This is a genomic window from Bacillus sp. KNSH39 (genome assembly GCF_052656585.1).
This window is the reverse complement of the sequence record NZ_JBQXYO010000001.1, coordinates 1,422,305-1,434,583: the sequence shown is the minus strand read 5'-3', so window position 1 is coordinate 1,434,583 and position 12,279 is coordinate 1,422,305. Positions and strand designations below refer to the sequence as shown.

The 12,279-nt window shown below is 32.2% G+C and carries 13 protein-coding genes and 4 pseudogenes; all 17 read left to right on the top strand.

Annotated features, from left to right (window positions below; translation table 11 throughout):
* Position 1: 1 nt before the first annotated feature.
* The 17 genes and pseudogenes from ACUL40_RS07240 to ACUL40_RS07160 all read left to right on the top strand — a co-directional run bounded on the left by ACUL40_RS07240 (position 2) and on the right by ACUL40_RS07160 (position 12,279).
* Complete coding sequence (locus ACUL40_RS07240) at positions 2-439, top strand: SMI1/KNR4 family protein (protein WP_000190068.1); 438 nt, start codon at positions 2-4, stop codon at positions 437-439.
* A 348-nt stretch (positions 440-787) separates the two neighbouring features.
* Positions 788-994, top strand: a complete 207-nt coding sequence (locus tag ACUL40_RS07235; protein WP_306292718.1) for a hypothetical protein — start codon at positions 788-790, stop codon at positions 992-994.
* A gap of 204 nt (positions 995-1,198) precedes the next feature.
* On the top strand, positions 1,199-1,984 hold the full coding sequence (locus ACUL40_RS07230) for a recombinase family protein (RefSeq protein WP_065212578.1): 786 nt from the start codon (positions 1,199-1,201) through the stop codon (positions 1,982-1,984).
* Positions 1,985-2,140: 156 nt separating this feature from the next.
* On the top strand, positions 2,141-3,376 hold the full coding sequence (locus tag ACUL40_RS07225; RefSeq protein WP_000551898.1) for an IS110 family transposase: 1,236 nt from the start codon (positions 2,141-2,143) through the stop codon (positions 3,374-3,376).
* 99 nt (positions 3,377-3,475) lie between these two features.
* The gene (locus tag ACUL40_RS07220) at positions 3,476-3,880 is read left to right on the top strand and encodes a hypothetical protein (RefSeq protein WP_000745181.1); all 405 of its coding nucleotides are present in this window, start codon (positions 3,476-3,478) and stop codon (positions 3,878-3,880) included.
* On the top strand, positions 3,880-4,338 hold the full coding sequence (locus ACUL40_RS07215) for a hypothetical protein (RefSeq protein WP_445422846.1): 459 nt from the start codon (positions 3,880-3,882) through the stop codon (positions 4,336-4,338). The genes ACUL40_RS07220 and ACUL40_RS07215 overlap by 1 nt, the downstream gene beginning before the upstream one ends.
* Positions 4,339-4,952: 614 nt before the next feature.
* Complete coding sequence (locus ACUL40_RS07210) at positions 4,953-5,360, top strand: hypothetical protein (RefSeq protein WP_031312493.1); 408 nt, start codon at positions 4,953-4,955, stop codon at positions 5,358-5,360.
* A 27-nt stretch (positions 5,361-5,387) separates the two neighbouring features.
* Positions 5,388-6,635, top strand: a complete 1,248-nt coding sequence (locus tag ACUL40_RS07205; RefSeq protein ID WP_074554728.1) for a PoNi-like cognate immunity protein — start codon at positions 5,388-5,390, stop codon at positions 6,633-6,635.
* A 195-nt stretch (positions 6,636-6,830) separates the two neighbouring features.
* Positions 6,831-7,595 (top strand): annotated as a pseudogene (locus ACUL40_RS07200) (T7SS effector LXG polymorphic toxin); the annotation flags it as partial.
* A 63-nt stretch (positions 7,596-7,658) separates the two neighbouring features.
* On the top strand, positions 7,659-7,928 hold the full coding sequence (locus ACUL40_RS07195; protein WP_001000171.1) for a hypothetical protein: 270 nt from the start codon (positions 7,659-7,661) through the stop codon (positions 7,926-7,928).
* A 518-nt stretch (positions 7,929-8,446) separates the two neighbouring features.
* Positions 8,447-9,061, top strand: a pseudogene (locus tag ACUL40_RS07190) (polymorphic toxin type 50 domain-containing protein); the annotation flags it as partial.
* Between the two features lie 24 nt (positions 9,062-9,085).
* Positions 9,086-9,424 (top strand): hypothetical protein, encoded by a 339-nt coding sequence (locus tag ACUL40_RS07185; RefSeq protein ID WP_445423127.1) that lies wholly within the window; start codon positions 9,086-9,088, stop codon positions 9,422-9,424.
* Positions 9,425-9,528: 104 nt separating this feature from the next.
* Positions 9,529-9,807: a hypothetical protein gene (locus ACUL40_RS07180; RefSeq protein WP_000747779.1), complete on the top strand. Its 279-nt coding sequence runs from the start codon at positions 9,529-9,531 to the stop codon at positions 9,805-9,807.
* A 298-nt stretch (positions 9,808-10,105) separates the two neighbouring features.
* A pseudogene (locus ACUL40_RS07175) lies at positions 10,106-10,669 on the top strand (hypothetical protein); the annotation flags it as partial.
* Between the two features lie 16 nt (positions 10,670-10,685).
* Complete coding sequence (locus ACUL40_RS07170) at positions 10,686-11,183, top strand: hypothetical protein (protein WP_000429178.1); 498 nt, start codon at positions 10,686-10,688, stop codon at positions 11,181-11,183.
* A 266-nt stretch (positions 11,184-11,449) separates the two neighbouring features.
* A pseudogene (locus ACUL40_RS07165) lies at positions 11,450-11,944 on the top strand (hypothetical protein); the annotation flags it as partial.
* Positions 11,945-11,964: 20 nt separating this feature from the next.
* Positions 11,965-12,279: a hypothetical protein gene (locus tag ACUL40_RS07160; protein ID WP_000350220.1), complete on the top strand. Its 315-nt coding sequence runs from the start codon at positions 11,965-11,967 to the stop codon at positions 12,277-12,279.

Below are 12,279 nucleotides of genomic sequence, written 5' to 3'. Positions count from 1 at the left end.
AATGGCTACATTTGATTTTATAAGAAATAGTCATCATAAGTTTTTTAAATTACAAGAAAATGAACTTATAGTGGCAGAAGAGAGACTTGGATTTGCATTTCCTAATGAACTTAGAAATTTTTACTTAGAAGTTGGCTATGGTTTCATAAAAGGAAATAATGTGGATGCAATAAATAGAATAATGGATCCAGATACTATAGCAGATATTACATTGAGAGAAGGTATTTACGAGTTTGATCCAGATTTAGAGGGGATATACGAGGAAGAAGATAAATTGGTTTTTTATGAAGTAAACGAGGGTGTATATTTAACACTTGATTTGAATACTCCTCAACAAACTCCTGTATATTTTTTTGAGACTCAAATAGCTGATTCATTGGAGGAATTTATACGAAAAATTAATCAGGATACTGAATACTTTGTGAATATGGTTGATTAATACTCTAGTATAGATTAAAAGTCTACAGTAATAAGTAAACAAACGAGATTGGTTATAGTAACTTTATAAGTATTATAGTCATACTTACTACTCAATGTATACTTTACACACGAGAATGACAAAGTTCGTGGTGCTAAAGTTAAATATACACTGACACATAAGACAAGCAAACGAAAAAGCACTTATTTTTGAAGTGGACAGAAAAAGAATAGGCTGTTAAAAAGTATATACTTCATGATGGTTGTACCATCATAGAGTATTACGTGCAATGATAGAATAGAAAATGAAGTACGAGCTTAGGCGAGAAAACATTTTACTGTGCGACGAATATAAAGACATGGAATGGACATTAAATTAACGAACTCGTACAAACTCGTAAGTTTTAACATAGTAGTTGTCACGACATATAAAAGGTGTCATACTGTTACTATAAAACTTACAAATTTATGCTACTTAAAAACATATGAACTTAAAGCACTTGATTGTCAATTAAAGGCAACAAGTGCTTTTTTGCGTTTTAGGATAGAAATGAGTAGACACATTATAATTTTATAAGTGTGCTAAGTATTAAATTTTTATAGATTGTAATGGTTGTGAACAGGGTACGACGATAGTAGAGGAAAAAATAAAGGGTTGTGTTACTTTTTGAAGTCATCGTAAAGTACGTTTTAACGGATGGACGTTATGCACACGTTATCCGCAAAAAAAACGGGTAAACGTTACATGGATTGTAATTACTGTAACGGGAGAGGACTCAATATGGAAGAGAAAGTAGTTGGTTATGTACGAGTTTCAACAGAAGGGCAAGTACGTGAAGGGTACAGCTTAACATATCAAGTAGAAGAAATTGAACGGTACTGCATTGAAAATGAACTACAACTGCTTCACATATACGAAGATAAAGGAATTAGTGGAGCGACAGTAGATGAAGATGGATTAACAGTTGAACGTGAAGGTTTACAAGAATTATTGTCAGATATGACATATCATCAAGTGAGCCACGTGATTGTACTAAATACATCTCGGTTATGGCGCTCTGATATGGCAAAAGTGTTAATACAACGAGAGCTAAAGAAATACAAGGTAGATGTGAAAGCAATTGAACAACCAAATTACAGTATATACACACATGACCCGAATGACTTTTTAGTAAATGGCATGTTAGAACTACTAGATCAATATCAACGTCTTGAGATTTCATTAAAGCTAAGTCGAGGTAGAAAGAAGAAAGCGGAACAAGGTGGATATGCAGGTGGCGGTGTGATGTTTGGTTACAGGGCAAACAAAGGACAGAAAGTATTAGAAGTAGATGCGGAGAAAGCGGTGGTTGTGCGTAGACTATTTGAGTTACGATACTTTTTTAGGCATTGGTCACTCTCTCAATTGGCAGAACGACTGAATGTAGAGGGTTATCGTACGGAGAAAGGAAAACAATTTACGAAAGTACAAGTGAAACGCATGTTAGACCGAGAGAGTTTTTATCGAGGGATATACACATATGGTCAAATACAGGCAAATGGGAAACATCCAGCAATTATTTTATAAACTCACTTAAAAAATTAGCTCATTTTACTATACATACTACTAGAGTGATGAAAAATGGATAGGCTTGCGTACCTATGCGCATCGGAAGATGAACGCTCGAACTAAGGTTGCCGACATTTTTATATATGACTAAATCATTGAATAGAGGGATGAGTTATGCATAATAGGCAGAACTATTTGTATGTAGGAGTAGATTTACATAAGGAGCATCATACGGCTGTTATTATTAATTGTTGGCAAGAGAAACTAGGAGAAATACAATTTGAGAATAAACCATCTGCATTTTCGAAGTTTTTATTAGAAGTAGAGACATATGTGAGTGATGGATTATCAGTTGTATTTGGTTTAGAAGATGTTGGTGGTTATGGAAGAGCGTTAGCGAAGTATTTAGTAGATCATGAACGAGTGGTGAAAGAAGTAAATCCAGCTTTATCATTTTTAGAACGTAAAAGTGAGGTAATGATTAAAAAGAACGATAGCTGGGATGCAGAATGTGTAGCACGCATATTGGTAAGCAAATTTAATCAACTACCAGATGCAAAGCCGCACGATTTATTTTGGTCGATACAACAACTAGTTTCAAGAAGGAATGCATTAGTAAAAGCACAAGCAGCTTTGAAAAATCAACTACATATTCAATTGAACCACCATTATCCAAGTTATAAAAAGTTTTTCTCAGAGATAGATGGCAAAACGGCATTGGCATTTTGGCAGCAATATCCGTCACCTTCTTGTTTAGAGGGGACGAATATAAAGCGATTGACAGCTTTTTTATTAGATGTTAGCAACAATACATGCTCAGTAAAGAAAGCAAGTGACATATTAAAGCTTGTAAAAGAAGATGGACAAACAATGAAGGAGTATCAAGAAACACGAGACTTTTTAGTGAGAAGTATTGTTAGGGACATTGTATTTAAAAAACAGGAAATGAAGTACATTGAGAGAGAACTAAAACAGTTAATGAATGTATTAGATTATCAATTAGACACAATGCCGGGAATAGAACTTGTGACGGCATCAGCATTAATCGCAGAAATTGGGGATGTAAGGCGATTTCCAAATGCCAATAAATTAGCACGGTTTGCGGGGATTGCGCCTGTTTACTTTGGTTCTGGTGGGAAAGGTAAGGCACATAAAAGTAAACAAGGAAACAGGGCGTTACACGCTTTATTTTATAACTTAGCAGTACAGCAAGTACAAGTAGCAAAAGGAAGTAAGATGCCACGAAACCCAGTGTTTCATGCATACTATCAAAAGAAACTTAAAGAGGGGAAAACAAAAGGACAAGCATTGGTATGTATTATGAGAAGACTTGTAAACATTGTTTATGGAATGATGAAACATAAAACAGCATATGAATTGCCGGTAGTACAAGAGAAGGAAGTAGTTTAATAAGGTTTTATATGGTTTGTTTTTTTATTGTGAGAGTTTAAGATTACAACATAGGGTACGGGTGAAACACTATCTAAAAAGAAATCAATACCGGACTTTGTGAAAAAGCAATGGGAAGCAGGGAATAGATTTAATAAGGAAAATCGTCCTCGATATCCTTATAATGAAGTAGAGTTAGAGGCAAAGGAAATCAATGGGAAGAAATATGTTGTAGATTCTTATATTCCGGGTGAAGAAATTGTCTCGAGGAAATTTACCCAATTGGCTGAAGTAAAAGAAAAGACGGCATTAAGTTATCTAAGTGAGTTTACTAAAAAGTATTCTTCCGGTTCAGAAATTTCTTCAGGTAAATTTAATCCTAATGCTTTAAAAGGTGGTCGACTAGATGGAGAGTTAATTTTGGAAATCCCTGTACAAACAAAGCCAGTTCCACAAAAAATTATTGAAGAGGCGAATGAGAAAGGGATTATTATTCGTGATATTAATGGGAAGGTGTATAATTAATGGAAATTTATTATTGTGATAAGTGGTCTAATATAAAAAAGAAGCCTTGGAATATTATTGATGAGAATGCATCCAAGACACTTCATGAAAATCGTCATTCTTATACTGCTGTTCTTAGTGATGGAGAGCAGCCAAAGTATTTAGTAAATGTCACTGAGAAATGGGTATCGGTAAGTTTTTTGGATGATTTTCTTCGTAAATATTTACACTACGATTTTATTGTTAAAGAAGATAATAGACTATTCCTAAGGACAATAATGTATTGGGAATATGACGGGGATACACAGTTAAAAAGTATGATTTTGGGGTATCAAGAAAATGGTCATATTGCTATGGAGCAAAAAGATTCTAAAACTGGAGAAGTAGAAGAGCGAGAGACAAAAGATGATGTATCTAGAAATTGGGATACATTCCCTGAGTTTGGCCAATACTTATATTTGTGCAAAGAAGAGAGATAATTCTTTTGAATATAAGAACAATAACTAGGCGAGATAGCTATTAGTGAGCTAAGAATATAAATAAATGGAATAAACATGAAACTAATGAATTCCTAAGTTTTAAAGATATTGTAAAGTTAATTGAAAATCCCCTCAAATGATCCTACTTAATAAGCAGATGAACTTAAAGCACTTGATTGCCGACTAAAAGCAACAAGTGCTTTTTATTTCGGAATTACAATATTTGGTGAATTATATATCCAAAAATACCAAAACAAAAGTTTCAAATGATGAAGTGCTTCCACAATTCTCTTTCATGATATGAAGAAGTTTTCAATGACTGGATTATCGTAGCAGAAGTAGGAACTGGGGGGGGAGCGTCACAAATTGTTATTCCATTAGATATAGCAGCAACAGCTACTGGGGCAAGTCTTTTTGTACATGGTGGATTTGTTTGGAATAAATCGATTCAAAATACTAAGGATACTATTCAAAAAATCCAGTCTTCTGGTGGGGGTGCGGCTAACGGTAAACCTAGCAGTAACAAAAATACAAATGTAGATAATTTTGATGCGAAAACAGCTACAAATAAGCAAAAAGGTAATTATGGTGAAATAAAATCTAGTGACAATTTATTGAATAATCAAAGTTTAAAAGAAGCTGGATTTGATTTAAAGCCAGTCGGAAAAAGTGCACCAACAGGTATAAATGATAAAATAGTAAAAGGAATTGATGGATTATACGAAAATGCAAATCCAAATTCAAATATTAAATATGTTATTGATGAAGCTAAGTTTGGTAGTTCACAATTGGGGAAAACTAAAGATGGACGACAAATGTCAAATGATTGGTTGAACGGTTCTGAAACTGGAAAAAGTAGAATATTGAAAGCTGTTGATGGAGATGAAGTATTAGCAGAAAAGATTGCGAATGCATTGGAAGATAGTGAAGTTGAAAGAGTATTATCAAAAGTCGATAGTAGTGGAAACGTAAAAACATATAGGTTAGATGAAGAAGGCAACAATATTGGAGAATGGCCATAATTTAGAAGCTAGGAGGAATTAAATAGAATGAGAGATCAATTGTGCATAGAAGAAAAATGTAAAAAAGGAATAGAACTCCATAAAAAGTTTATTGAAGATAATAGAGAGGAGATTAGAAGTTTAGAAGAAGATGAAAAGAATGGTATACAAAGAAAGCCTAAAGATAATATAAGTATTATAGAAGGAAGATATTTAAGGAATTTTATACATGAGATGAACGACATTAGAGCAATGTATTCTTTAGGAGAAGACATTAGCACAATGGAAGTATATTTTTATAATGCAATGGATGATTTAGAGCATACAGGAGCTAGCAAAGTGGGTTATATATATATGCTTTGGATAATTTCTTTAGGAATTTTGTTAGAAACGGATAAAAAGAATATAGAAAGATTAAAAAAGATAGTTGATACAAAAAATATGAATGACGCAGTAATTGATTTCCTCTTATGCGCTAGTGATATTGGATACACAAACATGACGAACAGATATTATAAAGAAAATCCATATGCAAAAACGAGAGAGATTATAGAACTTGCACAAATAGATAAAAAAGAAGCATCTAAAAGATTACAAACGTACATGGAGAAAGAATGGTTTAAAGGTCATTATGATTATGAGTGGAAAAATGCGCATAAAGAACCTGGATATGTAGGATATTGGAGCTTTGAAACGGCAGCGCTTGCGAAAATTTTGGAACTGGATGATATAAGTTTAAAAGATAATAATCATTATCCATATGATTTGGCACATTATAAAAATGAAATGAAATTTAAGCATATAGACCTAAGTGAATATCACTATGAAGATGAGACAGAAGAAATCGAGGATATAGTAGAAGGAATTGAACATAATCCTGCATTGGAAAATATTATTCCGCCAAAATGGCATTCATTGGTCAATGAATTGATTCATGACTATGAGAATATGGAGGATAGTAGTTTTTATGAAAAATACAAAAAAACGATAGGAATAGGTCAAGTGTGGTTCTTATCACAAGAGTATGAAGAAGAAAATGAGCAAAAAAATCTATTAGGAAGTTTAATTGTGTTTGCCCTGACGGTAAGAGATTATATATTACAACTGGACTATAAAGAAGATTTAGAAGACTACATTGATAATCTTAAAAATTTCTGGAATGGATCAGAAACAAAGTTAATTCAATTTATGTTAGAGAATGATCAAAATTATTATGCATGGGTACCAAAAGAAGTAAATATCCCAAATATGTATGAAGTGAAGATAGAGAGTGTCGATGTAGAGGAAGTTCTATAATAAGCAAATTAAAACATTGTGTATCATGAGTAACGTTGAAAAACTAATTTATACGGAATTTAATGAATTAAGAGGTTAAAAATAGTGGTAGTTTGGAGAATCCAACTGCCACTATTTTTGTGTTTACGAATGGTTCTGTAAATTAAGTAGAGTATTTCAGAGTATATATATTATGTAGGAGAAGTAAATAAGTTAAAGGCGCTAAATAAAATCGGTCATATCGCAAAGACATCAAGTGGAATAAGTACAATTGCAAATGCAGTAAAACTAGCAAAAGAATTGAAGCCTACCCTTGAAATGTTACAATCATTTAAGAGAAATGCTTCCTATGCATTCTCTAGTGTTGGTGGAACTATTGTAACCAAAATACCTCAAGGCGAATTAATAGAAGCTTATTATAAGTTTGCGAAGTCTAAAGAAGGTGGTAAGGGTACGGGTGATACTAGATTTGCTTATAAGAATAATCCTATGGATAATCCAAAGGCGGCAAAAAATATCCATGAAAATCCAGATGCAGTTTATGGGTTTTCTCCAAATCCAAACTCGGAGAGTATAGGTGGATTTGCTGATGCACTAGACTGGACAAATCCAGAACAAGTGGCTCAGGCAACTGTAAGAAGGCAGAGTTATCATGATAAAAATGATAATATTATAGAACTAATTAATAAAATGAAGAATGAGGGAAATTCAATTGAAGAAATTGCAAGAGCGGTAAATAATCAAAGAAATCAGAATCGATTAAATGATTATATAGATGATCCAAAAGGACTAGAGCGTGTAATGGCTAGAAATGAGGTTAAATATGGTAATCCACATGGTCCAACAGCAGAATTTTCATTTAATAAGTATGGTTCATGGGAAAAAGTGATCGAAAAGTCAATGAGTGCAAACCCAGGAATGGACGCATGTTGTGGTTTATATGATAAATATTATCATTTATATAGAATTGGGAGTAAGTAATAATTTATTGTATGGCTAAAAATGATAATCTAGTAAGTATACTACTTGGGAAGGTGTGCAAGAATGAATGACACTAAAATAAATATTATTTATGAAGACTTTGATAAAGATAACATAATTATTTTTTTTGAAAAAAACGGAAGAAACATGTGCCTTACTTTTGGATTATATGAGTTTGAAAATGAGATGGAGTATTGGGATATGCCAACTAAATTAAAAAAATATAATGGGGAAATAGGATTTATTTTTGATAAAAATATTAATAGAATTGATTTAGAAATGGAAATAGCTCGATTTATAAAACATAATGATTTAAATAAACTAGATTTTTAATGTGTTTTCAGGAGAAAAATAAGGTAACTATTCAGCTGCCAAATTGATTTAGTTATTTAATATTTTTATTTACATCCGACAATAATTATACAAATCGGGATGTCTGTTTGATGAAGCGTAATAGATATGATGTTTTATTTTTAGGGAAATGAGACTCTGAGATTACAACTCATAGTGATTAGTTGATAAATATAAATATCTGGAATGGGCAAAAAACTAACGAACTCGTACAAACTCGTAAGGTTTAATGTAGTAATTGTCATAACATACAGAAGGTGTCATGACAACTACTACAAAACGTACAAATTTAATACTACTTAAAAACATATGAACTTAAAGCACTTGGTTGTCTATTTGAGACAATAAGTGCTTTTTTAATTGAAAGGTAAGCTATAAATTTATCGAAATTATTTTTATGAATTAAAGCTAACAGAATATGCACATAGGCTTCAATTGCAGGTATATAGTTTGTTTTTCAATGTCAAAAAACATTAAAAAAAACAGGGCAATATTATTAAATAGCCGGGTCCATTGTAGAAATGTTTGAAGGTATCTCGCTCATAGGCGGATCTAATTTCTTAACTATCGTGGCAGAAGTAGGAACTGGTGGGTTAGCATCACCAATTGTTATTCCATTAGATATAGCAGCAACAGCTGCTGGGGCTAGTCTTTTTGTACATGGTGGATTTGTTTGGAATAAATCGATTCAAAATACTAAGGATACTCTTCAAAAAATCCAGTCTTCTGGTGGAGGTAAGGGTGCGAGTAATCGAATACCTTCTTATGGAAAAGATTCTGTACCTAAAGGCCCATACCGTGAAGTAAATGGTTATCCAATAAAAGTGAAAGCAGGAGCTCAAGAAAAGCATATTCCCGATACACCGAACTATAAACAAGAATTAGCAAATGGAAAAAATAAGAGCATTTTCTATGGCGATAATAAAATAGCGCAAGAATTGCTTGATAAGTTCGCCGGGAAAGGTGAACTATTAAAAAACGGTAGAGAAAGAGTAGACTTTGGTGAGCCAATAGGAAAATATTATGACCGCAATACTGGTGAATACTATGAGACTACTAAAGGGTTGATCCATTATGGAAAAGATGGCGCTCATATAGTACCATCAAGACCATAAAAATCATAAGAAAAGAGGATGCAAATGGGGTACGATTCTTTAATTGGAACATTAATAAATCATGAACATAGTGACATGATACTAGAATGGAAAAGTGGATTGAGGATTATTGGAGAACTAGATACAGTTTTTGAAACAGACAATGGACTAGATGAGGATGATATAAATTATACAGAATATGATGCAGCTGTATTTAGAGTAAATAATATTTTATCTCGACCTAATACAAACGAAGGTACTGTATATAATTGGTTAAAACAAGAAAAAAGTTCATTGGTTGAAATTTCTCTCTATGATGATCCGCCAAGTGCAGTGTTTTTAACTGACGGAAAAAGAGTATGGGAAAGAAAAATGTGTAAATAATAGGTGGCATTTAAACTGTTACCTTATTAGTCAAATTAGATTTAGTTAATTTTGATATATAGTTTTTAAAGGAATCAGAACAGGCTACTAACATATACTCTGGTATGAAGAAAAGATATCCTAATCGTAAGCTGATTCCTTTTGCTAAAAGAGTTGATAATGATGATACTGCATGTTTTGAAATCGGCAAAGGAAGTAAAGTTCAACTTATTCATGATTTTGCTTCTGAAGGCTTTGAACAAAGAAAAGATAAGCATCCTATTATTTTAGAAGTTAATACTGAAAAAGCTAGAGAAGAAGGCGTTAAATTTTATTTAGGAAATGAAAAAGTTTGGTTAGCAGATGAGATTCCTAGTGAGTTTATCGCAATTAATAAGAATTAATTGAATCTATTCTACTAGATTATGACGGCAGGAAAAATTTTTTCTTTAAGATATATATTTGAATGAACCACGTTATCTGTCTTAAAATAAACAAATAAATGGCGAGTTACTTATGGAAAATAATCAACAAGAGAGACTTCACATTTGAGGTCTCTTTTGTTGATTTCAATTGAAAATTATTATTTGAGCGAATGCACTTTCGTACCTTGCATTTCACAGGCACATAGGCTTTAATTGATGCTATATAGTATGTTTTTCAATGTCAAAAAACATTAGAAAAACAGGGCAATATTATTAAATAGCCGGGTCCATTGTAGAAATGTTTGAAGCTATTTCGCTCATAGGCGGATCTAATTTCTTAACTATCGTCGCAGAAGTAGGAACTGGTGGGTTAGCATCACCAATTGTTATTCCATTAGATATAGCAGCAACAGCTGCTGGGGCTAGTCTTTTTGCGCATGGTGGATTTGTTTGGAATAAATCGATTCAAAATGCTAAGGATACTCTTCAAAAAATCCAGTCTTCTGGTGGAGGTAAGGGTACAGGTGAGTTTGTTAAAGTTAATAATGAAACTATAATAAATACTGCAACTTCTCCTAAAAAGGGTGGAGAAACTGTTGTAGGTCATGCTTTACAAAAACATGCAGGAAGAAATCCAGATATTTGGGGGGAAGTTAAAGGTGGCCCTGACCAAATAAACCAAACTGCATTGAAACACCTTAAAGAAATAATGGATGGACCAGGAGGATTTATAAAAATTAAAAGTCCTAAAGGAATAGAGTTTTTGGAGAAAAAACTACCAGATGGACGTGGAGTTCGATTGAACCTTGATGGAACTTTTAAAGGGTTTATTGATCAGTGAAAGAGGGGGATTGTAAGTGGAAAATTTAGAGATTATATTAAGAGATTTTAATAAGAGAAGTATTGATAAGTTAATTTACGACGAACTTAAATTAAATATATTAAAAATTAAATCATCACATTTTTATGATAATATTTTAGAAAAAGATTTGGATTTTTCTCAAGTGAAAAAAATGGAAGAGATTTTAACACCGAAAGGCACAGGAAATGTATGTTTAGAAGAATTACAACTAGGTATTTCATTAAAAAATGTAGTAATAGTATTTTCATTTGATGAACAGGATGGTGATATTGTATTTAACTTTCCTGAAAATGAAATATTAAAGGATGAGAGGAATGATAATAAGTTAAGGTTAAAAAAGTTAGTGCATTATCTAGTTAATTTGAAAAAAGAGTATGATATTCCAAACGTAATAATTGGTTATGAACCTGCAACGGATGAGGATACTTTGCTAATAGAAATTAATGATAAAGTAAAAAATTATGACAAAAAAATAGAGGGAATATTTTCTTGATTTATGAGCCTTAAGGTATATGCCTTGGGGTTTTTTTAGTAACTTTGAATAAATTAGAAAATGAAGGTTTAACTTTACTGAAAGATAATTAACTCGTATGAACTTAAAGCAATTGATTGCTGATAAAAAGAAATAAGTACTTTTTATTTTGAGATTACAATATTTAGTAAGATGAATTATATATCCAAAAATATCAAAACAAAAGTTTCGAATGATGAAGTGCTTCCACAACTCTCTTTCATGATATGAAGAAGTTTTTAATGCCTGGGATTATCGCAAAAGGAGCAAAAGCATCAAGTGGAGTAAGTACAATTGCTAATGCAGTAACACTAGCAAAAGAATTGAAGCCTACGCTTGAAATGTTACAATCATTTAAGAGAGAGGCTTCCTATGCACTCTCTAGTGTTGGTGGAACTATTGTAACCAAAATACCTCAAGGCGAATTAATAGAAGCTTATTATAAGTTTGCGAAGTCTAAAGAAGGTGGATTCAGTAATGGAAATAGTCGGGCTAACAAGGTTAATATACTCGAAAGTAGCATTAAACATTCAAATGTAGGTGACTTTACAACACATCCTAAAACAGGAGATATTTCAAAAATGAAGGGTGGAGGACATGGACAAAGTAATATTGAATTTTTGGAAAAAAATAATGTAGATTATAATATAAATAAAGTATACGAAAACGGTGTTAGGGTTGGAGTTATAAAAACAAATGGAGAGATAGGGACTATTTTTCCAGATGCGACTAAACAACCGTAGATAGAGTTTGGAGGATTAATATGGATATAGCAAATAAAATGGAAGTTATATTAAATGAAAGAAAAAAATTAAATTTGAATGATGACTATGGGATACAAAAAAGTTGGAATGAAATAATAGAAGTTCTCTCAGAAAATGAGGAAAATACTATAAGATATTTAGAGAACTGTAGTAAAGAAGAGTTATATTGGATAAGTGAAGTTTTGGAAGATATAGTAGAAATTATACAAAGTAAAGAACTAATTAATTGCTTAAGAAAATTAGATGGAAAATTTCCAGAATTAGAAATGACAAATGATATTGATATTGCAGAAAGTTATATAGAAAATCCTTAA